The sequence below is a fragment of the Nostoc sp. T09 genome, assembly GCF_002154695.1.
GTDB lineage: Bacteria > Cyanobacteriota > Cyanobacteriia > Cyanobacteriales > Nostocaceae > Aulosira.
In genome coordinates, this window is sequence record NZ_MTAV01000108.1 from 49,927 (window position 1) to 74,825 (window position 24,899).

At 42.4% G+C, this 24,899-nt stretch carries 23 protein-coding genes and 1 pseudogene; 13 read left to right on the forward strand and 11 right to left on the reverse strand.

Features of this window, described 5'->3' with window-relative positions:
• Positions 1 to 100: 100 nt before the first annotated feature.
• The 3 genes and pseudogenes from BV372_RS21195 to BV372_RS21205 all read right to left on the reverse strand — a co-directional run bounded on the left by BV372_RS21195 (position 101) and on the right by BV372_RS21205 (position 1,523).
• Positions 101 to 574, reverse strand: coding sequence for a hypothetical protein (locus BV372_RS21195; protein WP_086688470.1), 474 nt, complete (start codon positions 572 to 574; stop codon positions 101 to 103).
• 77 nt (positions 575 to 651) lie between these two features.
• Positions 652 to 1,047 (reverse strand): annotated as a pseudogene (locus BV372_RS21200) (RidA family protein); the annotation flags it as partial.
• Positions 1,048 to 1,091: 44 nt separating this feature from the next.
• A complete protein-coding gene (locus tag BV372_RS21205) occupies positions 1,092 to 1,523 on the reverse strand; it encodes an NUDIX hydrolase (protein WP_086688472.1) in 432 nt (143 codons plus the stop codon).
• Positions 1,524 to 1,682: 159 nt separating this feature from the next.
• On the opposite strand from BV372_RS21205, the gene malQ reads away from it, so the two are divergent.
• On the forward strand, positions 1,683 to 3,203 hold the full coding sequence (gene malQ / locus BV372_RS21210) for a 4-alpha-glucanotransferase (RefSeq protein WP_306299001.1): 1,521 nt from the start codon (positions 1,683 to 1,685) through the stop codon (positions 3,201 to 3,203).
• 102 nt (positions 3,204 to 3,305) lie between these two features.
• Here malQ and BV372_RS21215 read toward each other — a convergent pair whose 3' ends face one another.
• Together BV372_RS21215 and BV372_RS21220 are read right to left on the reverse strand one after the other, a co-directional pair.
• Positions 3,306 to 4,118, reverse strand: coding sequence for a RodZ family helix-turn-helix domain-containing protein (locus tag BV372_RS21215; RefSeq protein WP_086688474.1), 813 nt, complete (start codon positions 4,116 to 4,118; stop codon positions 3,306 to 3,308).
• Positions 4,093 to 4,908: a pseudouridine synthase gene (locus tag BV372_RS21220; protein WP_086688475.1), complete on the reverse strand. Its 816-nt coding sequence runs from the start codon at positions 4,906 to 4,908 to the stop codon at positions 4,093 to 4,095. The genes BV372_RS21215 and BV372_RS21220 overlap by 26 nt, the downstream gene beginning before the upstream one ends.
• A 137-nt stretch (positions 4,909 to 5,045) precedes the next feature.
• Between BV372_RS21220 and BV372_RS21225 the strand changes: the two genes are divergently transcribed.
• A complete protein-coding gene (locus tag BV372_RS21225; protein WP_086688476.1) occupies positions 5,046 to 5,759 on the forward strand; it encodes a DUF2993 domain-containing protein in 714 nt (237 codons plus the stop codon).
• A gap of 203 nt (positions 5,760 to 5,962) precedes the next feature.
• On the opposite strand, the gene BV372_RS21230 is transcribed toward BV372_RS21225, so the two are convergent.
• Both BV372_RS21230 and cbiT read right to left on the reverse strand, forming a co-directional pair.
• Positions 5,963 to 6,853: a phosphatidate cytidylyltransferase gene (locus BV372_RS21230; protein WP_086688477.1), complete on the reverse strand. Its 891-nt coding sequence runs from the start codon at positions 6,851 to 6,853 to the stop codon at positions 5,963 to 5,965.
• Positions 6,854 to 7,013: 160 nt separating this feature from the next.
• On the reverse strand, positions 7,014 to 7,616 hold the full coding sequence (gene cbiT, locus BV372_RS21235; protein WP_086688478.1) for a precorrin-6Y C5,15-methyltransferase subunit CbiT: 603 nt from the start codon (positions 7,614 to 7,616) through the stop codon (positions 7,014 to 7,016).
• A 94-nt stretch (positions 7,617 to 7,710) separates the two neighbouring features.
• On the opposite strand from cbiT, the gene BV372_RS21240 reads away from it, so the two are divergent.
• Together BV372_RS21240 and tatA are read left to right on the forward strand one after the other, a co-directional pair.
• Entirely contained in the window at positions 7,711 to 9,114 is a 1,404-nt protein-coding gene (locus BV372_RS21240) for a serine/threonine-protein kinase (RefSeq protein WP_086688479.1), read from the forward strand.
• Positions 9,115 to 9,158: 44 nt separating this feature from the next.
• Positions 9,159 to 9,329 (forward strand): twin-arginine translocase TatA/TatE family subunit, encoded by a 171-nt coding sequence (gene tatA, locus BV372_RS21245; protein WP_279432994.1) that lies wholly within the window; start codon positions 9,159 to 9,161, stop codon positions 9,327 to 9,329.
• A 97-nt stretch (positions 9,330 to 9,426) separates the two neighbouring features.
• On the opposite strand, the gene cphA is transcribed toward tatA, so the two are convergent.
• Entirely contained in the window at positions 9,427 to 12,129 is a 2,703-nt protein-coding gene (gene cphA / locus BV372_RS21250; RefSeq protein ID WP_086688481.1) for a cyanophycin synthetase, read from the reverse strand.
• 171 nt (positions 12,130 to 12,300) lie between these two features.
• Positions 12,301 to 13,164, reverse strand: a complete 864-nt coding sequence (locus tag BV372_RS21255; protein WP_086688482.1) for a cyanophycinase — start codon at positions 13,162 to 13,164, stop codon at positions 12,301 to 12,303.
• 592 nt (positions 13,165 to 13,756) lie between these two features.
• On the opposite strand from BV372_RS21255, the gene trmD reads away from it, so the two are divergent.
• The 6 genes from trmD to argH all read left to right on the forward strand — a co-directional run bounded on the left by trmD (position 13,757) and on the right by argH (position 19,653).
• Entirely contained in the window at positions 13,757 to 14,485 is a 729-nt protein-coding gene (gene trmD, locus BV372_RS21265) for a tRNA (guanosine(37)-N1)-methyltransferase TrmD (protein WP_086688484.1), read from the forward strand.
• Between the two features lie 40 nt (positions 14,486 to 14,525).
• Positions 14,526 to 15,011, forward strand: a complete 486-nt coding sequence (ispF, locus tag BV372_RS21270) for a 2-C-methyl-D-erythritol 2,4-cyclodiphosphate synthase (RefSeq protein ID WP_086688485.1) — start codon at positions 14,526 to 14,528, stop codon at positions 15,009 to 15,011.
• Between the two features lie 25 nt (positions 15,012 to 15,036).
• Positions 15,037 to 16,821 (forward strand): ABC transporter substrate-binding protein, encoded by a 1,785-nt coding sequence (locus tag BV372_RS21275; protein WP_086688486.1) that lies wholly within the window; start codon positions 15,037 to 15,039, stop codon positions 16,819 to 16,821.
• Between the two features lie 257 nt (positions 16,822 to 17,078).
• Positions 17,079 to 17,858 (forward strand): nickel pincer cofactor biosynthesis protein LarB, encoded by a 780-nt coding sequence (gene larB, locus BV372_RS21280; protein WP_086688487.1) that lies wholly within the window; start codon positions 17,079 to 17,081, stop codon positions 17,856 to 17,858.
• Between the two features lie 74 nt (positions 17,859 to 17,932).
• Entirely contained in the window at positions 17,933 to 18,136 is a 204-nt protein-coding gene (locus BV372_RS21285; RefSeq protein WP_086688488.1) for a hypothetical protein, read from the forward strand.
• 122 nt (positions 18,137 to 18,258) lie between these two features.
• Positions 18,259 to 19,653: an argininosuccinate lyase gene (gene argH, locus BV372_RS21290; protein WP_086688489.1), complete on the forward strand. Its 1,395-nt coding sequence runs from the start codon at positions 18,259 to 18,261 to the stop codon at positions 19,651 to 19,653.
• Positions 19,654 to 19,797: 144 nt separating this feature from the next.
• On the opposite strand, the gene BV372_RS36550 is transcribed toward argH, so the two are convergent.
• Positions 19,798 to 19,962, reverse strand: coding sequence for a hypothetical protein (locus BV372_RS36550; protein ID WP_009457656.1), 165 nt, complete (start codon positions 19,960 to 19,962; stop codon positions 19,798 to 19,800).
• Between the two features lie 1,116 nt (positions 19,963 to 21,078).
• Between BV372_RS36550 and BV372_RS21295 the strand changes: the two genes are divergently transcribed.
• The 3 genes from BV372_RS21295 to BV372_RS21305 all read left to right on the forward strand — a co-directional run bounded on the left by BV372_RS21295 (position 21,079) and on the right by BV372_RS21305 (position 24,296).
• Positions 21,079 to 21,573, forward strand: a complete 495-nt coding sequence (locus BV372_RS21295; RefSeq protein WP_086688490.1) for an NUDIX hydrolase — start codon at positions 21,079 to 21,081, stop codon at positions 21,571 to 21,573.
• A gap of 236 nt (positions 21,574 to 21,809) precedes the next feature.
• Positions 21,810 to 22,637: an alpha/beta fold hydrolase gene (locus BV372_RS21300; RefSeq protein ID WP_086688491.1), complete on the forward strand. Its 828-nt coding sequence runs from the start codon at positions 21,810 to 21,812 to the stop codon at positions 22,635 to 22,637.
• Positions 22,638 to 22,742: 105 nt separating this feature from the next.
• Positions 22,743 to 24,296 carry a sodium:proton antiporter gene (locus BV372_RS21305; RefSeq protein ID WP_086688492.1) on the forward strand — a complete coding sequence of 518 codons (1,554 nt, stop codon included), beginning with the start codon at positions 22,743 to 22,745 and terminating at the stop codon, positions 24,294 to 24,296.
• Between the two features lie 38 nt (positions 24,297 to 24,334).
• On the opposite strand, the gene BV372_RS21310 is transcribed toward BV372_RS21305, so the two are convergent.
• Entirely contained in the window at positions 24,335 to 24,898 is a 564-nt protein-coding gene (locus tag BV372_RS21310) for a DUF3124 domain-containing protein (protein WP_086688493.1), read from the reverse strand.
• Position 24,899: the final 1 nt, after the last annotated feature.

The window sequence follows — 24,899 nt, forward strand, 5'->3', positions numbered from 1 at the left end:
TCGGGATTTTGGTGAATTTGTTACACCCGGTTATCGCACCATATTATTTAAATTGGCGGTGCGTTAGGCGTTCCGCCATAACGCACCATAATTTTTAGTGTTAGGTAGCAGAAGTTTCAGGTTGCTTTTTCTTAGGACGGCGGGTAAACCTGCGTCCCATCTCATCAATAACTGCATCTAATCCTGTAACATCACCGCTAGCTTTGGCATAGTTGTAAATTGCTAATGCTGATGCATAGGCTTCACTACCAGCAGCCATACAGGTGTCATCCACTAGTTCTTGCAGTTGCGTCAGCGATAGCAGCACTGGATATAATGCCTCATACAAGGCCAAATCCCGCCGCATTTCTTCCAAATCAAAGGAACGAGGCAAAAAATCGGGGTTTTGTGTGGCGACTTCCAAAGCTTTGCTGACAAAAGCCCGACTTTTATCGCCCATTTTGACTATTGTGCGGCGGTCTTCGGTGGTCAAATCGATTAAAAACGGTAACTTTTGCCGAATAGTGGCAATAGCTTTCATCACCGCTTCCCGATCTGCTGAGGAAAAGCTAGCACTGATATGATTGTCTGCCATTTTTAGCACTCCTTTAGGACACTTAATCTCAGTATTCCCAAAGTCAAAAAGGCGATCGCTAAACTCAACTGTATCACTCAGCCGGGAATCACCGCGATACAATCAATTTCCACCAACACATCCTTCGGTAATCGCGATACTTCTACACAAGCACGCGCTGGTGCTGTATCTTCCGGAAAATATTTCGCATAAATCGCATTCACCGCAGCGAAATCATTCATATCAGCCAGAAATACAGTTGTTTTCACCACATCTTTAAAACTTGCACCTGCTGCTGTCAAAATAGCTTCCAAATTAGCGATTACCTGCTCAGTTTGCCTTTTCACATCATCAGTGTAGACAACCTGCCCGATGCGGGGATCGATCGCAATTTGTCCAGCGACAAACAGCATTTGACCAGAAGCCGCGATCGCTTGATTATATGGCCCCACTGGTTCGGGTGCATTATCAGTACGAATAACAGTCTTACTCATCTTCTCTTTTCTCTGCGCCCTCTGCGCCTTGGCGGTTCGTTATCCTAACCCAATCTGGGACGTAACCCATAATGGCGATACTGCCAATAATCTCGCAGAATGCGATCGTGGTCAAAACACAAATTTCCAGGCACGCGCCAAGACTCAAAAATTCCGATATTCTTGGCATCATCACCTGCTTTTGGTTCTCCCTTCGCGATCGCCAAAAACACAATGCTAATCGTGTGCTGACGGGGATCGCGATTCGGGTCAGAATACACCAAAAATTGTTCAACTAACTCCACCTGCAAACCCGTTTCTTCCTCAGCTTCTCGTTTCGCCGCCACTTCCACAGCTTCACCGTAATCCACAAAACCACCAGGAATAGCCCAACCTAAAGGAGTATTCTGCCTCTCAATTAACACTATTGGTAGATGAGGTCGATCCACTAATTCAATGATGATGTCAACTGTTGGAGCGGGATTGCGGTAATTCATATGCAGCATTAAGTATTAAGTAGTAATTATTAGGTTTCATAGTGATTTATTACATTCTGTACTTCTCTCACTATTGGTAGCTTTTAAACCAGGCCCTACCGTGATAAATTCGATGCGTTCGCGTAGCGTATCGTTCAGGCGATCGCTTCCTCCTATATCATCAGATTAAATATGCCTTTTCCCAGATCCAGCGGCATTTTGCTGCATCCCACTTCCTTTCCTAGTCGATTTGGCATTGGGGATTTAGGCTTAGAAGCCTATAGCTTTATTGATTTTCTCAAAGATACTTACCAACAATACTGGCAAGTTTTACCTTTGGGTCCTACTGGATATGGTAATTCTCCTTATGCTTGTTATTCAGCAATGGCAGGAAATCCGCAGCTCATTAGCCCAGAACAACTCAAAGAACAAGGTTTATTAGCAGAGGATGATTTTGCTAACTTACCAGTATTTGACACTTCTAAGGTAGATTACGAGAAGATTAAACCAATAAAGATTGATCTGCTCAAGAAAGCCTGCGAGAACTTTAAGACTAAAGCCACGCCTTTGCAGCAAAAAGAATTCGCTGGTTTTTGTCATAGCAAAGCTTATTGGCTAGATGACTATGCCTTATTTATGGCGCTAAAAGATACCCACGAAGGGTCAAGCTGGCATACTTGGGAGCCAGAACTTGCCAAGCGGGAACCCCAAGCCATAGATCAAGCAAGGCGACAGCTGACTGCTGAGATATTCTTTCACAAATTTATTCAATTTGAATTTTTCCGCCAGTGGTCTCAACTTAAGACCTATGCCAATATGAGCGGTATCAGAATTATTGGCGATATCCCCATTTATGTAGCTCATGATAGCTCTGATGTCTGGGCAAACCCCGAAATCTTTTGTTTAGATGAAGAGACAGGTGAACCAGCCCTTATGGCAGGAGTTCCACCAGATTACTTTAGTGCTACTGGTCAACTGTGGGGGAACCCAGTATACAACTGGGAAGAATTGCAAAAACAAAATTTTAAGTGGTGGCTCGGACGCTTTCAAGCAATGCTGGATTATGTAGATGTAATTCGCATTGACCACTTCCGAGGCTTTGAAGCTTACTGGGCTGTGAAGAAAGGAGAAGAAACAGCTATTAATGGAGAGTGGTTAAAAGCTCCTGGGGAAGAATTATTTGAAACCATCAAACAAAACTTGGGCACCCTACCTGTGTTGGCAGAAGATTTAGGAGTAATTACGCCAGAGGTAGAAGCACTGCGCGACAAGTTTGAATTTCCCGGGATGAAAGTTTTGCAGTTTGCTTTTGGTTCTGATCCCGGTAATCCCTTTTTACCCTTTAACTACCCACGAAATGCTGTAGTTTACACTGGGACTCATGATAATGACACAACTTTAGGCTGGTACAACCAAGCTAGTGACTGGGAAAAGCAACAAGTTCTGCTTTATTTAGGTTGTCTCAGTACCGAAGGTATTCACTGGGATTTAATTCGATTGGCTTTGAGTTCTATCGCCAACCAAGCGATTATTCCTTTGCAGGATGTTTTGGGATTGGGAACAGACGCGCGGATGAATTTCCCTAGTATTGCTGAAGGTAATTGGGAGTGGCGCTACCCACAGTCAGCTTTGACTGAGGAATTAGGCCAGAGGCTGAAGATTCTTACCACACTCTATGGTCGTGCTCCTAAACAGTCCTGAGCTACAACTTAAGTCTTTCTAAGTGCCGAGTACCGAGTACTTAGTAAAAAAGCTCATTACTCAGGACTCAGGACTCAGCACTAACTCAGGACTTAGTACTATTCAAAACTTAGGTTTGGCAGCAATTTTAACTTCCTCTACCTTTCCTAGCTCTCCCATTTCCTTAGGTTGCTCCTGATTAACACTCATCAGCACACCCCCAGCATTATCAGTTTTCACCGTTAGTTGCTCTTGAGCTTTCCAAGTGCGATGACTTCCCTCTGGAAGAGTACCCTCAAACTGAGTTTTGCCATCGGCTACTACTCGAATCCAGGATGAAGCTTTCAAAGTGACACCAATTTGTACTGGTTGACCATCTTTGGTGGTCAGGAGGGTGTTGCTATAAGGATTGACCTCTGGCGCTTGTTTTGATTCTGTCTCCTGGGGTTGCGCCAAGGACTCTTTTTGTGCATTTGGCCGATTGGGGATAGTACTTGCTTGTAAAGCAGAATTATTCAGTAGTTGAGATAAGCCGCTGACAGAGCAGATAATCACAAATATATAAAGCAAGTAAAGATGCAGGGGACGCAATTGGTTAATTGGCTTAGTAGTCCAAGTTGGCTTGGGATTTATCTGTTGATAAACAATGGGGAAATTACTAGCAAATTCTACGCCATTAAAGCCCAATGCATCCGCAAATTGCCTAATTAAGCCCTGAATATAGACTGGTTCTGGTAGATCTTCTAAGTTACCTTCTTCAATAGCTTGCAACAGCCGTTTAGGAATCCGCGTTAATAAAACTACTTCCTCTAAAGATAGACCTTGTTCTTGACGCGATGCCCAAAGTTGACCACCAATTTCTGCTAACTTTTCGGCCCGTTGTTGCTCTACTGAAAGAGTTGGTGGCTGATTATCCTTCCTGTTTAACCATTTCATGCGTAGTTACACTCCTTAACTCAGCTGAATCTTTAATAGGTATGTGCTTGATTTGCTCTTGCAAAAAGCGCATCTCATCATCTTTTAGGGAACGATAGTTACCCTCTTTTAAATAGGGTTGTTTGGGAATTTGTAATTGAATCGGTCCAATAGCAGTCCGATGCAGCTTGATTACTGGGTAGCCTAACTGTTCGGCTATACGGCGAATCTGGCGATTGCGTCCCTCCTGTAAAACAATTTCTAAAGAGCTTTGTGTAGTCAAACTTTCTATGAGGCGCACCCTGGCTGGTCTTGTTCTTCTTCCGTCTAACACTACACCCTGACGCCACATTTGTAACAGTTCTTCTGGGGGATGTCCCTTAACTAAAACACGATAAGTTTTAGGTACGCTGTGACTTGGATGCGTGAGTGCGTATGTTAGGTCGCCATCGTTAGTAAGTATTAATGCTCCAGTGGAATCTGTATCTAAACGCCCAACTGGGTGAATACCTGTACCCTCTCGTAAATCTTTTGGCAGTAAATCTAGGATTGTCGTTCTTCCCTGAGGGTCGTAGCAAGTAGAAACTACGCCAGCAGGTTTGTTTAGCAACAAATATATAAGAGCCGGACGTTGTTTTGTAACTACGAGTTTGCCATCAACTGTAATTTTGTCTTTTTGGGGGTCAACTTTTTGACCTAAATGGGCCAATACCCCATTAATCCGCACACGCGATCGCCTGATCATTTCTTCGGCTTCACGACGTGAGGCAATACCCCATTGGGCGAGAACTTTTTGTAACCGTGCCTCCATGTGGAATTTGCTTATTCTTTGGCTAGGATTTAAATCATATTATTTGCATTTTGGAGTTAATAGCCATAAATGTTACATTTAAAGACTGATTAACTTCAGCCAATTGTTGAGTTTCTACCCATAAACACAAAAGTTAAATGCCTGAGCAAAATTCAGATTCTAAACGTACCCATAAGATACGAATAATTACGAATATGCTCACAACAGCACTAAAGCTATGGTTGAGAGCGCAAGTCAGTCAAGTAGCGCAAATAGAAGTGGAAATTAGAGCTAGCGATCGCCAACTTCTCTCTGGGAAGGTTCCCTGGGTATCGATTTTTGCTAGTCATGCTGTTTATCAAGGTCTCCATATTGGACAAATTCAACTTGTCGCAGAAAATATTCAGGTCAACATTGGCTCAGTCATCAAAGGACAGCCACTAAGACTGTTAGAAACAGTACCAGTAGTTGGTGAGTTGATCGTCGAAGAGAAGGATCTCAATCATTCCCTCTCATCTGAACTATTATCAGGGGCTTTAAATGATGTACTGGTTAAACTTTTACCAGAACAATGCGCAAAAACCAAGTCTATTGCTTGGCAAAAAATTATTCTAGAGAATAATCAAATTATACTGAGTGGCATTCTAACATCTGAAGGTAAACCTACGCCTGTGGAGATTTGCACAGGTTTAGATTTAATCAGTGGTCACGAGTTGCAACTAGCACCGCTGCAAATAAAATACAACATGGGAACTCTAGCACAGAGTAATCATGAGTACAATTTCAATCTCGGGTCAGATGTTGATATCCAAGAACTCACCTTGATCCCAGGTAAGCTAATGTGTCGCGGACGGATTAACGTTATCCCCTGAAGATTAGAAATCAAAAACTAAGAATGCTTATTATTTATAATAATTTATATTTTTAAAGACAAATGGGGATTGGGGATTAGGCATGATGGGTCATTGATTATTTCCCCAAATCCCTGTATCTCCTTCCCTCGTCTCTCCTGCTTCTTCATCTGCCCAATCTCCCAGCCCCTTTTTGATTTATAGTACTCAGGCATCGCGCTGGCTTACCGATCAGCAATCAGCGGCAATAGCAAAGTCAGGAAATAATAAACTAGCGGAGCCGTAAAAATATAACTATCTGTACGATCTAAGATGCCACCATGTCCGGGGATCAACTGTCCTGAATCCTTGACACCAGCATCACGCTTAAGAACAGACTCGATCAGGTCGCCTAAAAGACTAGCAATCCCAATCAGCAAACCCAACGCTAACCCAGTGTAGAGTGGTCTGGGCCAGTGAAGATAATAAGCCCCTGCTAGACCTACAGCAACGCTAGCGCTGATACCAAACACGGCACCTTCAACAGTTTTTTTGGGACTAATATCAGACAAACGGGTTTTGCCGAAGAATTTGCCAATTGTATAAGCGCCAATATCTGCTGCCCAAATGCACAGAAAAGTTAGCACAGTCGCCCTCAAACCTTGTGGTAATAAGGCGATATTTCTTTGATCTAGAATATCTGTCCATATGGTAGGCCAGTAACCCCCTAAAGGTAGATTACTGACGGCAACACTGCCAAGCGATCGCAATCGCACCCAGTAACTTGGTAAGTAACCGACATAAAATAGCCCCATAATCGAAGCGGAAATATCAGCGATCGTGGCCATTTTTGGCTGAAACAACAGATAAAAACAAATAAACGTTCCAGCTATTGGCATCACAGCGTCAGCTAAATTCCCATCTAGGGTACAAATCACCAGTAAGGCTAGGCTGACAAACATCGTGGTTTTAGCAGCAGGAGCTATGCCTCTGGCTCGTACCAAATTAAAATATTCCTCTTGCCCTAAAAAGACAACAACCGCAATCATAACGGTAAAGTACCAACCCCCCAACAGGGTTGCAAATAGAGCCAGAGCGATCGCAACAATTCCACTAATAATCCGAGACCAAGGCATAGAAGTATTTTGGATTAGGTATGGGGGATGGGGGATTGGGAATCGGGCATTGGAAATCGGGCATTGGGTATTAATTATTCTTCTGATCTCCTTCCCTTGTCCGCGTTCTTTAATTCTCTAGTCCCTGATCCCCAGTTTAAAATCTAAAATTTATGTAGATTTAGTCTAGTTTCTCACCACTGAGGATAAAAATGGGATCTAAGGCGGCAAAGGTTTGAGAAAAGCCGCGCATCTCCAAGCGATTGACCGCAGACTGAACAACTTCTATATTCCGAGCTCTTAATTGGGCAAAGCTTTGAGAAATAGCATACAGACTTTCTAGATTAGCAGCTGTAGCCACAACTCTACCTGTGAATGGTAGATAATCCCACACGGCTTGCAAAATTTCTTGAATGGGGCGTCCTCCTTCAATGCAAACGCGATGAGGGGTAATTTTAAGGTTCTGCAAACACTCCGGGGCGCTACCTTCAATAACTTCGACATTCTTTAGCTCAAAGCGATCGCAGTTGCGGCGGATCAGATTGGCTACTTCTTCATCCCGTTCTACAGCGATAATCTGCCCGCCTGGACACAACAGTCCTACCTCTACAGGAATTGTACCTGTACCTGCACCAATATCCCACAATACTGAATCTGGTTGAAGTCGTAGTTGGGCGATTAGCAATAGCCTAACTTCTCGCTGGCTCATGGGTATTCCTGGCAAGTGCTCGAACAATTCATCAGGAATACCAGGGGTAATATAAGGCCAAATTTCGGAGGGCATAGAATTACATATTTATACTAAAGATATCAGCTTGTCTATATTTGACGGTCGTAGGCTATAACCAGCTTTAGGCGTAGCGTTATCAGTAATCATAATGACTAACGAAATATTGGGCGATCGCTACGAAGTTCAGCAGCAATTGGGAAAAAAGGCAGGGCGGCGGACGCTATTAGCCCGTGACTTACTAACTCAGGAACTCGTCATCATCAAGTTACTTATTTTTGGCGGTGACTTTGAATGGGATGATCTCAAGCTATTTGAGCGGGAAGCTGAAACTTTAAAATCTTTATCACATCCCTTTATTCCTCGCTATTTAGATTATTTTGAGCTAGATTCAACTACTCTGAAGGGATTTGCCCTTGTACAAACTTATATCTCAGCACAAACTCTAGAGCAATATTTAAAAGCTGGGCAGATTTTTACAGAAGCAGAAGTTAAACAAATAGCCAAAGCACTTTTAGAAATTCTCTGTTACCTACATGGGCTGCATCCGCCTGTAATTCACCGTGATATTAAGCCTAGCAATATTTTATTGGGCGATCGCTCTGGTAATAGCGTTGGGCAAGTTTATTTGGTAGATTTTGGCTCGGTGCAGACTGTTTTGGCAACTGAAGGAGCGACTCGAACTGTAGTCGGAACCTATGGTTATATGCCTCCAGAGCAATTTGGTGGACGTACCGTTCCGGCTTCCGATCTTTATAGTTTAGGTGCGACATTAATTTATCTAGCTACGGGTATCCAGCCAGCAGATTTACCCCAAAAGGATTTTCGGATGCAGTTTGAGCCAGCCGCTAATCTCAGCCCACATTTCACTAATTGGTTGCGCTGGCTGATTGAACCTAACCTGGAACGGCGTGTAACTTCTGCCCTAGAAGCACTCAATTCTCTAGATCAGTCGCAGCTTCAACATGCTCAGGCTTTAACTATTGGCAAACCACCAGGAAGTAAAATTCAACTGACAAAAAATTGGGATGCTCTTGAAATTATCATTCCGCCGAGTGGTTGGCAATCGTCGATGTTGTTTTTAGGTTCGTTTGCGATCGCCTGGAATTCATTTATTCTCTTGTGGACAATTGGCGCACTCTCTGCACCTTTTCCCATGAACCTCCCCTTTGCCTTGTTCTCCCTGCCTTTTTGGGGTGCTGGCTGTTTTATGATGTATGGTTTTTTATTTACTGTGTGGGGAAGTATGCGGCTACGCTTGGATCGGCAGCAAGTAGCTTTAACTCACGAGTTATTCGGATTTAAATCTCATCATCCCCGACCATCGCTCAGGCAAAATATTACTCAGCTGGTGTATACTCCGCAACACTTTACTAAAGACTCTGAGGGTAACAGAACTCAAGTTCCAGCCCAATTAGATATTTGGGCTGGGGTACAAAAATACCAGGTTGGTGGCAATAATGGTGCCATTAAATCTGAAGCAGAACTGCAATGGCTAGCTCAGGAATTAAGTGATTGGTTAGGTATGGAAATCTCAACAGAGAAAGACTCTTAAATGTCTATAGTTAATTTAAGTAAGCTTTACAGGAGAGGCGTATGTTGTTTGGACTGGGATGGCCAGAGATTGCTGTGATTATGATAGTCGCTATTGTAATTTTCGGACCTAAAAGAATTCCCGAACTAGGAAATGCACTGGGTAAAACTCTCCGGGGTTTTAAGGAGGAAATCAAAGGCTCCGGTGCCGATACTAATTCAGAACGAGACCAATAATATTTAACTCCCTGAGGCAGGGGAAGTCTAAATTCAAAATTGAGGGCAAAGCAAGGGTCAATAGTAGAGATACGAGCGATCGCATCTCTACTATTGACTAAAGCAGTTTATTGACGATCCCAGATGCAACGCCATTTTGAGAATCTACGATTGCCGTAGTCGGATTTTGTTGATGTGTTTCTTCTTTGACTACGCCACGTCCTCTAATTAACCGAATAGCGCGGCTGACACTTTCTGGCAAAATCACGACCAGACTGTTATCTGGAGCCATGTCTAAAGCTTTATTGATGGCTTGGGTTTCATCTAAAATGGCTTCAAAACGGCAATTTGGTTTGACTTGGATAATGCCTTTAGTAATCAATTCTGAGGCTGAACCCCTAGGACGTCCTCTAGTGTCATCATCTTCTTTGACGATGATGTAATCAAAAATATCTGCTGCTAGTTTGCCCAAAGTGACAAAATCTTCGTCGCGGCGATCGCCAGGGCCTCCAACTACACCAATCCGCTGCCCAGAAGTCCAGTTACGGACGAAAGAACCTACAGCCTCGTAACTCGCTGGGTTGTGAGCATAGTCGATCAAAGCATGGTAGTTGCCTAAATTAAACAAATTCATTCTTCCTGGCGTTTGACTTACAGAAGCCCGGAATGTCTTCAAGCCAGCGCGAATCTGCTCAATTGTGACGTTTTGCACAAAAGCTGCCAAACTTGCTGCTAAAGCGTTAGCAATCATAAATGGCGCACGTCCGCCCATTGTCAAGGGAATAGTTTCTGCCCTTTCGATGCGGTGTGTCCAATCGCCTTTAACAATTGATAGATACCCATTTTCATAAACTGCTGCTACTCCACCCTTTTGAATGTGCTTGCGCACGAGTTCCGAGTCGGGGTTCATTGTGAAGTAAGCAATATTAGCTTTTGTTTTCTCTGCCATTGCCGCTACTCGGTGATCGTCAGCGTTGAGTACGGCATAGCCATCAGGGAATACTGCTTCTGCTACTACACTCTTGAGGTTAGCTAATTGGTCAATGGTATCTATATCGCCTATTCCCAAATGATCGGCAGCAACATTTAACACGACACCAACATTTGCGGCTTCAAAACCCAGTCCTGAACGCAGAATGCCGCCACGAGCGCTTTCCAATACTGCTACTTCTACAGTGGGGTCTTGCAAGATGAGATGAGCACTTTGCGGTCCCGTATTATCTCCTGCCTCTACTAAGTAATCACCGATATAAGTTCCATCTGTAGTTGTATAACCTACTACTTTACCTGTTTGCTTGTAGATGTGTGCCAGCAGTCGGGTGGTAGTAGTTTTACCATTAGTACCAGTCACACTCAGGATCGGAATGCAGCTCGATTGTTCATTGGGGAACAGCATATCCATGACTGCGCCAGCGACGTTGCGGGGAATGCCTTGACTGGGCGCAACGTGCATTCTAAAGCCAGGGGCGGCGTTAACTTCGACAATTACGCCATCTACTTCCCTTAAGGGGCGGCTAATATCGGTGGTGACAATATCCAGTCCGGCAATATCCAACCCAATAATCTTGACTACCCGTTGTGCTAGCCAAACGTTTTCGGGGTGGATTTCATCGGTGCGGTCTAGGGCACTGCCCCCTGTACTTAAGTTAGCTGTGGCTCGCAGATAACAAACTGTACCTTTAGGGAGAACACTATTTAGGGTGTAGCCTTGCCTTTCTAGTAGCTGGTAGCTAGTACGGTCGAGTTCAATTTTGGTGAGGATATTATCATGTCCTTCACCACGATTTGGGTCTTGGTTGGTTTCCTCAATCAGTTCTGCAATGCTAGATCTGCCATTACCAACTACATGGGCTGGTACGCGTTCAGCTACTGCTACAACTTTGCCATCTACCACCAATACCCGATGATCTCTTCCAACGTAATAACGTTCAACAATAATTGAGCGAGAAACCTGTCTGGCTGCTTCATAGGCGGCCTCTGATTCTTCCCAGGTTCTAATATCAATGGTGATACCCCGTCCGTGATTACCATCCAACGGCTTGATGACTATGGGATAACCACCTACATATTCAATAGCTTCTTCTAAATCGTCCAAGAAATTGATGACTGTACCTTTAGGTACTGGCACGCCAGCAGCAGCGAGGATGCGTTTGGTGGCTTCTTTATCGCAAGCTAGTTCTACTCCCAAAATGCTGGTGTTGTCGGTCATTGTAGCTTGCATCCGCTTTTGGTTCACGCCATAGCCTAGCTGAATCAAAAAGCGTGCCCCTAGAGCCATCCAGGGAATACCTCGTTTTTCTGCTTCTTTGATGATCGCTTCTGTTGAAGGTCCCAAAGAAGCATCTCGCCAGAAGTCTTTTAAGTCTTGAATATCTTGCTCTAGCTCTGCTTTGGGATAACGACCCCGATCGATAATACTTTGGCACAACCGCACTGCTGCTCTTCCAGCATAGCGTCCTGCTTCCTCATTTAAGTACTCAATTACTACCTGGTAAATGCCAGGTGTAGCTGTTTCGCGGGTGCGGCCAAAGCCTACATGCATACCAGCTAATTCTTGAAGCTCTAGGGCTACATGTTCGACGATATGGCCCATCATTGTGCCTTCTCGCACCCGCATTAAAAAACCACCACGACAGCCGGGGGAGCAATAGTGGCCCTCCAGACTTGGCAGCGCCTCTACTAATCCTTCGTAAAAACCAGGGATTTCATTTGAGGGTGTCTCGGCAAGGTTTTCTAAATCGAGGCGCATGACGATCAGCTTGTGGCGTCGAATGCTCCAGTAGTTTGGGCCGCGTAAGGTCTGGATCTTGAGGATTCTCATGGGAATAGGTAGATGGAGATTCGGAACCAAAATTCTAGTTTCTTACTGGAATTGACCGCTAAACTGTTTATGATGAACAGTTTTTTCTTTTTAAATGTTATTTCTCTGATTTTTCTACAGTAAGAAATAAACCAGCGATCAACTCAGTGTAACCTCAGATACTCTATTCCGTCAGCTGGAGATGCGGTGTACAGCAGGCAGTACAGTCCGCTGGTACAGGTGGAAGCGATCGCCATAGCTGAGGATATGCAGACGTAAATTATGTACAGTTAAGGGTTCGTTGGCACCTACATGGGGTTCGTTGGTGTGAGTTACCTCCGTGGGATCAACAATTGTGACGCTACCTTTGCCCATAACTTGTAGCCAACCATCGCGCTCGAAAACAGCACAAGTATCTTCATCAATACCGATACCTAGGCGATCAGGATGAGCTGCGATCGCACTAATTAATCGCCCCATGCGATTACGGTTGTGAAAGTGTTGGTCTACAATCACTTCGGGAATAAATCCTAAACCTGTGGCCATATCAACCAAAGAACGGTTTGGTGTCTCCCCACTACCGCCTCCAGCAATCATGTGATGCCCCATTACCGCTGCCCCTGCACTGGTGCCTGCTAAGGTAAGTTGCCCTGCCCTAACTCGCTGCCGGACAATTTCCATCACTGGTGTATCTGCCAATACGCCACACAGACGCAATTGATCTCCCCCTGTCAAGAAGACTCCGCTACAGGCTTCTAGGGATGCTTTAATCTGAGGGGCTTCGCACTGTTCCCTTTCGCGAATATCTAAAATCTCAACCTTCTCAGCACCCATTTCTTCAAAAATCCGAATATACCGACCACCAATGATGGCAGGTTCGCGAGAGGCAGATGGAATAATTGTAATATAGGCCTTGCTAGCACCAGCACGACCAAAAAAAGTTCTGAGGATATCACGTCCATGAACTTTATCTTCTGCGCCTCCGATAACCAGAACGGCGGTTTTAGTAGCTTGGGGTGTCCTCATTTCCAGCGATTTAGCTTGTAATTGCGGCATTGTGTTTCTCCTGTCAACAACTTCAGGAGCCATCGCCTTGGACGGGTTCCCCGGCTTGTGGCGAATGGCATGTGAATATAACAAGGTTCAGTAGCCTGATTGTTTTTAGCACTTTGCTTCTTGGGGAGGACACTTTTTTGAAGTTTGGATTAGCCATTGCCGCTGCTCCAAATTCTTTGCTCGATCCACACGACGCCTCAGTCTTCATATGTCCGTTGTCCTCAAAGCCAGTACCTTGTTGTTCACCTGTCCACTTTTGCCAATTTGGCAAAATAGTGCTTGGAGGGCTAAGTGGGGAATAGACTGCGCCCTAGAGTGGGGCAAGCAGGTTTTGACAAGCTGTGTTCTGAGGCTGGCTCGATGCATCCTGGAAGTTGTTAACTTAGTTGAGAATATTAATTTAAATGTAGTTGTGACAATATTTAAACATAAATTAAGTAATTAGAAAAACTTTTGATCCTCCGAAAGATCTAAGTTTTCTGGTACTTTTAGTTACTATTGACAAAGTTTATCTGTAGTTTCAGCAGACATTAGCTTCTTGTTTTTCCTAGACATACAAATTTAAGATTAGTGTTCTTGAATACGAATAACTGTGCGCTTTGATATAGTTACGCTTTTTCCTGACTGTTTTACCTCTGTTTTGACTTCTGGATTGCTGGCTAAAGCCTTAGCCAAACAGATTGCTCAAGTCAATCTGATTAATCCACGGGACTTTACCACTGATAAGCACCGGAAAGTGGATGATGAACCCTATGGCGGCGGTGTGGGAATGCTGATGAAGCCAGAACCCATCTTTGCTGCTGTGGAATCGCTGCCGATTCTACCTCAAAGAGAGGTAATTCTGATGAGTCCACAAGGAGAAACCATCAATCAACCGCTTTTGCGCGATTTGGCTACAAATTATAACCAATTAATTGTCATTTGCGGACATTACGAAGGAGTCGATGAGCGGGTATTACATTTAGTTACTCGTGAAGTCTCCTTGGGTGATTTTATTCTTACAGGTGGTGAAATACCTGCAATGGCTTTGATTAATGGCGTGGTACGACTGCTACCAGGAACTGTAGGCAAGGTAGAGTCACTGACAGCAGAGAGTTTTGAAGAAGGGTTGTTGGATTATCCTCAATACACTCGTCCGGCAAATTTTCGAGGGTGGAAAGTGCCAGATGTCTTGCTGTCTGGGAATCACGCAGCAATTGCCAGGTGGCGTTACGAACAACAGATTAAAAGAACAGGCGATCGCCGCCCCGATTTACTGGAAAAATGGAAGCGGGGGAAGGAGGGAGACGAAGGGGACAAGGGAGACAAGGAGAATAATTAGTATCAATGCCCTATGCCCTATCACAAGTGACAAATAACAAATGACAAACATACGTATTGGTAACGGCTACGATATTCACCGACTGGTGAGCGATCGCGCTTTAATATTAGGAGGAGTGAACATTCCTCATGAACTGGGTTTGCTGGGGCATAGTGATGCTGATGTGCTAACCCATGCGATTATGGATGCCATGCTTGGGGCACTATCTTTAGGAGATATTGGTCATTATTTTCCTCCCACCGATCCCCAATGGGCGGGAGCAGATAGTTTGGTGCTACTAACTCAAGTACACCAGCTGATTCGCGATCGCGGTTGGCAAATTGGAAATATTGATTCTGTAGTAGTAGCAGAACGACCAAAGTTGAAACCTCATATTGAAAAGATGCGCGACAAGCTAGCGGCTGTTTTAGAACTACAACCGAATCAAATTGGCATCAAAGCTACTACGAACGAAAAATTAGGGCCCGTCGGACGAGAAGAAGGCATATGTGCTTATGCTGTTGTCTTACTGGTAGCTGCTGATTAAATTCTTTGTTCGCGTATTTTTAATCATGAAATTTATTACTATCTTGGCTACGATTAAACGTTTTTGGTTACTCATAATTCTGAGCATAGCAACAGCGCTGACAGTTGCTGCTTGTAACCCATCTAATTTCAAAACAACAGCTGCTCAAGTCCCACAATTAGTAACTAGTATTCTCAGCGATCCTAAAACATTTAACTTTCCTCTAAGTTCTGAGGTTCCAAATATTTTTGGTCTAACTTATGAAGGTTTAATTACTGAAAGTTATGAAACAGGAAAAGTTGAACCTGCTTTAGCAGAATCCTGGCAAATTTCTGATGACAAATTAAAGATTGTTTTTACCCTGCGTGACAATTTGAAATGGTCTGATGGAAAACCACTAACAGTAGACGATGTGGTATTTACCTACAATGATATTTATCTCAACGAAGCAATCCCCACAGATGCCAGAGATGGAATGAGGATTGGTGAAAGTCGCAAGCTACCGACTGTGAGAAAAGTTGATAATCGGCGGGTTGAGTTTGCTGTTCCAGAACCCTTTGCTCCATTCCTACGTAGCGCTACAGGATACCCAATTTTACCAGCCCACGCATTGCGAGAATCAGTAACTACAAAAGACCAAGAAGGTAAACCCAAGTTTCTGTCAAAGTGGAGCGTGGATACTCCACCAGATCAGCTGATCGTTAATGGCCCTTTTAAGCTAGAGCGATACGATACTAGTCAACGTATAGTTTTCCGGCGCAATCCCTACTACTGGCGCAAGGATGCACAAGGAAAAGCCCAACCTTATATCGAAAGAATAGTTTGGCAAATTGTCGAATCAACAGATACATCTTTACTGCAATTTCGTTCTGGTGGTTTAGATACAGTAGGTGTATCGCCAGAGTACTTTTCGTTGCTGAAAGTGCAAGAAAAACAAGGTAATTTTAAGATATACAATGGTGGACCTGGCTCTGGTACAACCTTTTTAATCTTTAATTTAAATAAGGGTTCACGAAATGGCAAACCATTAATTGATCCTAAAAAATCACGCTGGTTTAATAATGTAGAATTCCGGCAAGCGGTAGCCTACGCAATCGATCGGCAAACGATGATTAACAACACGTTTCGCGGCTTAGGGCAACCTCAAGATTCACCTATTTCTGTACAAAGTCCCTATTATTTTTCACCTAAAGAAGGGCTAAAAGTCTATAATTTCAATCCAGAGAAAGCTAGGCAACTGCTAATAAAAGCTGGATTTAAATACAACGAAAAAAATCAGCTAATAGATGCTGAAGGTAATAATGTTCGCTTCACTTTGCTGACGAATGCTGGGAATAAAATTCGTGAAGCAGTAGGATCGCAAATTAAACGAGATTTGAGCAAGATTGGTATTCAAGTTGATTTTACTCCACTTGCATGGAATACATATACAGACAAACTTGCTAATACTTTGGATTGGGAAGCATCTTTGTTAGGTTTAACAGGTGGTTTAGAACCAAATGATGGTGCTAATGTTTGGTCTCCTGAAGGGGGATTACATATGTTTAATCAAAAACCCCAAGCAGGACAAAAGCCAATACAGAATTGGCAAGTTGCTCCTTGGGAAAAGCAAATTGGTGAACTTTACATCAAAGCAGCAAGAGAGTTAGACGAAACTAAGCGGAAAGCAATTTATGCGGACACTCAAAAACTCGCTCAGGAATACTTACCATTTATTCACTTAGTTAACGCCTATTCGATGTCAGCGGTTCGTAATCGCTTTGAAGGTATCAAATACTCTGGACTTGGTGGCGCATTCTGGAATATTCATGAAATCAAAATTACAGATTAGTCATTGGTCATTAGTCATTGGTGTAATAGCAAATAGCCCCTCAGACTAGAAGTCTGGGGCTAAACAAACAAAGCCTGCCTCCGCAGGCTCAATATAATCCACGCAAGTGGATTTGGTTTTTATAGCCGCGATTTCTAATCGCCTGGTGTTTTTTCCAAAAGTGGATGCTCCCTTACTGACAAAGTGCAAAGTCTCAGCAGAGGAAACTTCTGCTGAGGCTTTGGAAGAGAGGACAAAGGACAAAGGACTAATTACAAATGACCAATGAAAAAGCTTTGCGATCGCTCTTAGAAGCGGTTGCTCATGGTAAGGTTAGCCCAGATAAGGCATTAGACTCACTCAAAGACTTAGCCTATGAAAAAGTGGGTGATTTTGCCAAAATTGACCACCATCGGGCGCTGAGAACTGGTTTCCCTGAGGTAATTTGGGGTTTAGGTAAGACTCCCGATCAGATTGTCCAAATTATAGAGGTAATGCGTCAGCGTAATCCAGTAGTGATGGCAACTCGAATTGAACCAGCGGTATATACTGCATTGCAATCAAAGGTTAGAGGTTTGCAATACTACGAATTAGCACGAATTTGTGCAATTACTCCTGCTGAAATCGAACCCCAGTTTGACGGTGTTATCAGTATTCTATCTGCGGGAACGGCTGATTTACCTGTTGCTGAAGAAGCAGCAGTGACAGCAGAACTTTCTGGTTTTCGGGTTCAGCGCCTTTGGGATGTTGGAGTTGCAGGTATCCACCGCTTGCTGAGTAATCGCCACGTGATTGAGTCAGCCTCAGTTTTGATTGTCGTAGCGGGGATGGAAGGCGCATTACCCAGCGTTGTTGCAGGTTTAGCGGATTGTCCTGTGGTGGCTGTACCCACAAGCATAGGTTATGGTGCAAGTTTTGGCGGGTTAGCACCATTATTGACAATGCTGAACTCTTGTGCGCCTGGAGTGGGTGTAGTCAATATTGATAATGGCTTTGGTGCAGCAGTTTTAGCAGGGCAAATTTTGCGCACAGCTGAGAAATTGAAGAACATGTATTAAATATCAGTAGAGCGATCGCTGGACATCACCTAGAAGTAAAGGTTATGACATAAAAATCTTTTACGTGACTAAGTATGAACTACTTCAGCGATTTACTATCTGAGTTATTTTGGCATTTGCCTCTCAATTCAGTGTTAGCTCAATACGTTCACGATGCCAATCTTATGGGGCAGATGCAGCATAGCTGGCAGCACTTTGTCAAGACAGGTCAAATTTGGGCGCTATTGATTGGTTTAATCATTGGCTTTATCATTCGCAATCTAACTAGCTACGGTTAAAGTAATTTAAGATTTAAGATTTTGCGAAAAGTCGGAGCGCCGGCTTCCGGCGATCTGAACTTTTCAAGACGGATTTATCTAAAATCCAAAATCTTAAATTGATTGCCCCACCTTTAACGTTTATGACCGAACAAAAAACTTGGAGCCAGCGGTTTGAATCAGCGTTGCATCCAGCGATCGCTCGTTTTAATGCCAGTATAAGTTTCGACATTGAACTAATCGAATATGACCTTACTGGTTCGCAAGCCCACGCGAAAATGCTGGCCCATACTGGCATCATTTCCGCACAAGAAGGAGAACAACTAGTTGCCGGATTAGAACAAATTCGCCAGGAATATCGCCAAGGAAAATTTCAGCCTGGTATTGATGCGGAAGATGTTCACTTTGCTGTAGAACGGCGATTGACAGAAATTGTGGGTGATGTTGGTAAAAAGCTCCACACTGCGCGATCACGTAATGACCAAGTTGGCACCGATACTAGACTTTATCTGCGCGATCAAATCCAACAAATTAAGAGCCAACTACGAGAATTTCAAACTGTTTTACTAGATATAGCTGAAAAAAACATTGAAACTCTGATTCCGGGATATACCCATCTGCAACGCGCCCAACCCCTGAGTTTGGCTCACCATCTCCTAGCATATTTTCAGATGGCGCAGCGGGATTGGGAACGTTTAGGAGATGTTTATCAGCGAGTTAATATCTCTCCGTTGGGCTGTGGTGCTTTGGCAGGAACAACTTTCCCTATAGATCGCCACTACACAGCCGAACTCTTAGAGTTTGAGAGTGTTTATGCTAACAGCCTCGATGGAGTGAGCGATCGCGACTTTGCGATCGAATTTCTTTGTGCTGCTAGTCTCGTTATGGTTCACCTCAGCCGCCTGTCAGAAGAGGTAATTTTTTGGTCATCAGAGGAATTTCGCTTTGTTAGCCTCAAAGATACCTGTGCTACTGGTTCTAGCATCATGCCCCAAAAGAAAAATCCTGATGTCCCAGAACTTGTACGGGGAAAAACGGGGCGTGTATTTGGTCATCTGCAAGCGATGTTGGTAATTATGAAGGGGCTACCCTTGGCATATAACAAAGATTTGCAAGAAGACAAAGAAGGCCTATTTGACAGCGTTAACACAGTTAAAGCCTGCCTAGAAGCAATGACAATTTTGCTACGAGAAGGATTGGAATTTCGTCCCCAGCGCTTGGCACAAGCAGTCACAGAAGACTTTTCCAATGCTACAGACGTAGCAGATTATTTAGCAGCAAAAGGTGTTCCCTTCCGAGAAGCCTACAACCTCGTGGGTAAAGTTGTAAAAACCAGTATTGCCGCTGGTAAACTCCTCAAAGATTTGACATTACAAGAGTGGCAACAAATTCATCCAGCATTTGCAGCTGATATTTATCAGGCAATATCTCCTCGTCAAGTAGTTGCTGCTCGTAATAGTTATGGTGGTACTGGCTTTACACAAGTACGCAATGCAATTCTTGCAGCCCGTACTCAAATTGCTGAACCCAAAGACTAGATGCTAGGGACTAAAAGAGAAGGGAGACAATAAAGAAATAATTAATGACTATTGCCTAATACCCTACTAAATAAATAAGGGCGTACACAATGTGTACGCCCTGAAAAATTAAAAACTCAAAGAGTAAGAATTTTATTAGATAGCTTACTCAGCATCAATTGCTGCTGCGCCCTCATCTTCTTCACTCTTAGGAGGTCTTTGTTGGAACCTTCTCTGCATTCTTCCTGTAGTAGTTCGTTTACGAAACTTTCTGGCATATGCCTGGTTCCGTAGCGCCTTTTCTTTTTTCGGGTTACGGCGCTTAGCCATGTTCACCTCATTAATAAACAACAAAAAAGAGCTACTAGGCAATATCAGCTACCGTTGTTATTGATATATTGTTAGCCTAGTCTAGCTATCACACAGTTTGAACAACTTACAATTATAACTTATTTATATTAAAAATGTCAATATGTCTATTGAATCATCTTATTTCTAATTAGCAGTCTTGAGCAAATCATCTGTGGCAGATATTGCACCAAGGGTAAGGATTTTCTTCAATTTGTTGTGTATTAACTATATAAGCATATATCTTCAATAGAAGAGCTAGGGATTGGAGATTGGGGAATAGAGAATTAGAAAAACAGACGTTTTCAGCACTTACATGTGGACAAATGGGTGGGGTTTTTATCTGAAAAATTGGGCAGAAAGAAGAAAATTTTTAAAACTTTGTTGTGCTTTATAGTTTATGAGCATCTTTGACCAAAAATCAATTCTTTCAAAAACGAAGGCATAAATACACACAATTATTCATTATTGTCAATGGGGTTTTATCTGTTGTTTTGAATAATCAATAGTCCTTTTTGCTCTCTAATCTAAATTAGCTAGAAAAATCTCTCTAATTTCGGAGATATTTATCAAATCATTGTTTATCAGTATAAGTCTGGAAACCCTTATTTTATAAGAGATATTTAAAAATTACATTCTGAGTTTTTGCTAAATATCTAATCTTGATTGATAAATGATACATAGATTTTATTTAAAATTTTGTTTTAAGAGATTAATTAAGCAGTACAATTACCAAATAAATTTTGAAATTCTTTTTTTCTTTACCACAAGTACTATTTGCAATAGTTAGTACTGTATTAGACTATTCTACAAGCCTGCTGGTAAATATCTTAAATCTCAAATCTACAATCTCAAATTACTAAAAATATATATACATATTAAGTAAAATTTTAAAAAGCTCATTTATCAATTTTATTTGTATAAAGATATACGCTAATAAATTAGCGCTGATGTTAAGATTGAGATATTCTAATGAAGTGTTAGAATAAAACTCCGAACTACCAACATAGTTGTATAATTAATAACTCAATACATTAGTATTTAGACATCTATGTTAAGTGGTAAGGAATTATAGAATACAACCCCAACATTTGCAGATTGAACGTTCTTGCTTTTTTTACGATAGCTGTAAAGTCCACACGTAGCTTATGGCGCTTTGGACAAACAGTATTGGGTATAATCTTTCGTCATCCCATTACTGGCACCAGCATCATCCCGATTTTACCTGATGGTCGGATTGTGCTAATTCGGCGCAGCGACAATGGTCGCTGGTCATTGCCTGGAGGTATGGTGGACTGGGGAGAAGATATTCCTACCACAGTCCGCAGAGAGTTAGAGGAAGAAACTGGATTGCAGTTGGTGCAAATTCGGCGTTTAGTCGGGGTTTATTCTTCCCCGAACCGCGATCCTAGAATTCATTCAATTTGTATTGCTGTGGAAGCAGAAGTACAAGGAACAATGGAGATTTACGATCCTTTGGAAGTCATAGAAATTAAAGCTTTCTCTCCTAACTCCCTACCTCTAGAACCCATGTCTCACGATCACTCTCAGCAGTTGCAAGACTATTTAAATGGCTTGACAAAAGTGGCATAACAATATTTTGTTTGTCATTAGTCATTAGTCCTGTGTCCAAACTCTGTTTTCTATAGATAATGACTATTAACTATTGAATAACTATGCTAAAACTTAAAGCGGTTTGCAGTTGAGTGTAATACAAATTTTGGTCTTAGGGTAACGGGCAATAGACAACAGTTCTTTGTTCATTGTTTCCTGATGCCATAATTCATGTACATCACCAAGTGAGAATTGCTATAACTCTTAAAATTCAGATGGATACGCTATTTCATAACTCTCGGAGAAAACTCTCGCAAGGGCTATTATTCTGGCGCGAAGCTGGTAAAGGAACTCCGGTAATTTTGTTACATGGTGCTTGGAACGATAGCAGTCAATGGGTATCGGTGATAGATTCTTTGTCTTGTAATTTCCATTGCTTTGCACCAGATTTATTAGGATTTGGTGAATCCGAAAATCCTAATATCCACTACTCAATTGATTTACAAGTAGAGTGTCTAGCTGAGTTTTTACAAGCTTTGAAGCTAGAAAAAGTATATTTAGTAGGACATTCCCTTGGCGGTTGGATTGCGGCTAGCTATGCTTTAAAGTATCCAGAGCAAGTTGATGGTTTGGTGTTGCTATCACCAGAGGGTGTAAAGATAGCAGGACAAGAAAAGCAATGGCAAAAGATGCAGCGGTTAGTGAAATATTCACCTTTGATATTTAAACTCTTACAACTGCTTCGTCCCTTAACTAAAATTCTAGGCTTGCACACAAAAATTCAACAATATTTGCAGCCACGTAAGTTGATGTTGCAATATCCTACAGCCTGCCAGTTATTGTTCCAAAGACAACAGCCAGAATTGGAGGCAGAATTACTACAAAACCGATTACACCTGATAGAAGTCCCAGCTTTAATTTTACAAGGTGGTAAAGATACACCAGATGCTATAACCAAGAGTCAAACTTATGCTCAACTAATTCCTAAAGTCGAGTTGAAAATCATTTCTCATGCTGAAAACGATCTCCTAGAATCTTGTGTTGGGGTTGTAACTGAAGATATTCAGGAATATATCAAAGAAAGATGTTCTTGGGTTATATAGATTTTTCAGCCAGAGAGTCACTACTTTATTTTATAAAGTAGTACAAGTTTACAGGAAAGTGATATTCTTCTTTAGTACTTCCAGCCATTTTCTCTCCATTTCAAAGTGAATGTTGCTGAATTAGTCACTGTTTCAATTATTCTCCTACTCGTAGCCACTGTTGTAGCTTTACTGTCGCGCTGGCTACGAGTTTCTTATGTTGCGGGTTTAGTTTTAGCGGGTTTAGCAGTTACAGAACTTTTACCACAGCGCATTGGTCTGAATGATTCCCTGATTTTAAATTTATTTCTGCCAATTTTGGTGTTTGAGGCAGCTATCAATACAGATATTAGCCGCCTCCGTACCACGGTTAAACCAATTGCTTTATTAGCTGGGCCAGGAATTATCATTTCTTCTGGTGTCACAGCCGCAATCTTGAAATGGGGACTCGGACTAAATTGGACAGCAGCACTACTGGCGGGAGTAATTTTGGCAATTACTGATACCGTTTCTGTAATTGCTGTATTTAAGGAGGTACATGTCCCTTCTCGTCTTTCAACGATTGTTGAGGGAGAAAGCTTATTTAACGATGGAGTGGCGCTAGTTTTATTTAGTTTGATTTTAAAAGTTCATGCAGCTGGTTCACTCTCAATTCTCGCCGGACTACAAGAATTATTTGTGGTAATTATTGGGGGAACTTTAGTAGGGTTAGCTGTAGGGTATTTGAGTACGGGCTTATTTGTACGTGCCGATGAAGCACTTAGTAGTATTTTGCTCACAGTAGCTGTGGCTTTAGGCGCTTTTCAACTTGGACATTCTTTTAGCGTCTCTGGTGTAGTGGCTGTGGTTGTTGCTGGGTTAATTGTCGGCGCAGTAGGACTATCAAGTAAAGTATCGGCTTCCACTCGATTAACATTACTTAGCTTTTGGGAATCTATTGCTTTTGGGGTGAATAGCTTTATTTTTCTGCTGATTGGTATAGAAGTTGACTTGATAACTTTATGGCAAACCTTACCTGCCGTGGTGCTAGCGATCGCAGCTTATCAAATAGCACGCATAGTCTCTGTCTATCCACTGTTAGCTATTGTACGTTGGTTCGACCGTCCAATTCCTTGGCGCTGGCAGCACGTTCTGTTTTTTGGCAATATTAAGGGTTCTCTTTCGATGGCGTTGGCGTTGAGTATCCCCACAACAATAACAGGACGAGAACAACTGATTGCTATAGTATTTGGGACGGTATTGCTGTCTGTAGTTGGGCAAGGAGTGAGTTTACCTTGGTTGGTGAAGCGGCTGCAATTGTCTCAAGTGTCAGCAACTCGTCAGCAGGTTGAAGAATTGCAAGCTCAATTAATTACGGCTAAGGCAGCACAGGATGAATTAGATACTTTGTTGAAAACAGGGGTGTTACCAAAAGCTGTTTATGAAGAGTTGCGTTCAACTTACCAAGTGCAAGTAGCAGGTGCAGAAAAGGCATTACGAGAATTATATAATCGCCGTGCGGATGAGTTAGAAATTAAAAGTGGTGAACCCAGTAAGCTTGATGCTATTCGCCGTCGATTGCTATTAGCAGAGAAAGCAGCGCTAAATGAGGCAATACGTCAGCGAATTCTCTCAGAAGGAATTGTGTATGAACGGCTGAGAAAAATTGATGAGCAATTGCTGAAATTAGAAGATGATTAATTATATTAATTCGTAATTCGGAATTCGGAATTTCTAATTCATTTTAAAGATGTGCCTTGGGAGTTTTTTTGAGTTTTGATTACTTTGCCAGGGCTAACAAAAGAAACTCCTTGTTGGAATTCAGTAGCAATCATCACTGCTTCTACTATCGGCTCAGAAATGACTTTTTGAGATACCCACTCTACAATAAAATTTGCTCCTAAACCTCCACTGGTATCTGTTCTATTAACAAAAAAATCTGTAGAAGCTAAGGCATTAAGTTGAATAGGACGTTCTAAATATTGCTTAATTAACTTACCATCTGAATCATAGTAGCGCACAGCAGTAACGATCAGAGGATTAGTTAAATCTGTATTCCGAATACTCAGGGTAGCTGCTAAATCTAAAATCTTCCGCTCATCATTATGATAAATATGAGAATAGATGGGTACATAAATAGTTTGACCCATTGCTATTTGAAAGTTTTTATCCAGAGTTACTACTTGTTGCGATAATTGTGCTTGGGTAGTTTGGGATTGTGCCTTTGGTGGATTCTTTAATGATGTGCAAGACACCAAAAAAATTAAAGCAATTACTAAATAAAAGCGTAAGTACAACTTCATT

Coding starts and splice junctions, on each gene's coding strand:
- BV372_RS21225 (WP_086688476.1), top strand. CDS start 5,046: ATGCCTGAGCAAAATTCAGATTCTAAACGTACCCATAAGATACGAATA.
- larB (WP_086688487.1), top strand. CDS start 17,079: ATGACCAATGAAAAAGCTTTGCGATCGCTCTTAGAAGCGGTTGCTCAT.
- BV372_RS21240 (WP_086688479.1), top strand. CDS start 7,711: ATGACTAACGAAATATTGGGCGATCGCTACGAAGTTCAGCAGCAATTG.
- BV372_RS21220 (WP_086688475.1), bottom strand. CDS start 4,908: ATGGAGGCACGGTTACAAAAAGTTCTCGCCCAATGGGGTATTGCCTCA.
- BV372_RS21310 (WP_086688493.1), bottom strand. CDS start 24,898: ATGAAGTTGTACTTACGCTTTTATTTAGTAATTGCTTTAATTTTTTTG.
- BV372_RS21215 (WP_086688474.1), bottom strand. CDS start 4,118: ATGAAATGGTTAAACAGGAAGGATAATCAGCCACCAACTCTTTCAGTA.
- ispF (WP_086688485.1), top strand. CDS start 14,526: ATGACAAACATACGTATTGGTAACGGCTACGATATTCACCGACTGGTG.
- argH (WP_086688489.1), top strand. CDS start 18,259: ATGACCGAACAAAAAACTTGGAGCCAGCGGTTTGAATCAGCGTTGCAT.
- BV372_RS21285 (WP_086688488.1), top strand. CDS start 17,933: ATGAACTACTTCAGCGATTTACTATCTGAGTTATTTTGGCATTTGCCT.
- BV372_RS21300 (WP_086688491.1), top strand. CDS start 21,810: ATGGATACGCTATTTCATAACTCTCGGAGAAAACTCTCGCAAGGGCTA.
- BV372_RS21205 (WP_086688472.1), bottom strand. CDS start 1,523: ATGAATTACCGCAATCCCGCTCCAACAGTTGACATCATCATTGAATTA.
- BV372_RS21255 (WP_086688482.1), bottom strand. CDS start 13,164: ATGCCGCAATTACAAGCTAAATCGCTGGAAATGAGGACACCCCAAGCT.
- BV372_RS21275 (WP_086688486.1), top strand. CDS start 15,037: ATGAAATTTATTACTATCTTGGCTACGATTAAACGTTTTTGGTTACTC.
- cphA (WP_086688481.1), bottom strand. CDS start 12,129: ATGAGAATCCTCAAGATCCAGACCTTACGCGGCCCAAACTACTGGAGC.
- BV372_RS21195 (WP_086688470.1), bottom strand. CDS start 574: ATGGCAGACAATCATATCAGTGCTAGCTTTTCCTCAGCAGATCGGGAA.
- BV372_RS36550 (WP_009457656.1), bottom strand. CDS start 19,962: ATGGCTAAGCGCCGTAACCCGAAAAAAGAAAAGGCGCTACGGAACCAG.
- cbiT (WP_086688478.1), bottom strand. CDS start 7,616: ATGCCCTCCGAAATTTGGCCTTATATTACCCCTGGTATTCCTGATGAA.
- BV372_RS21230 (WP_086688477.1), bottom strand. CDS start 6,853: ATGCCTTGGTCTCGGATTATTAGTGGAATTGTTGCGATCGCTCTGGCT.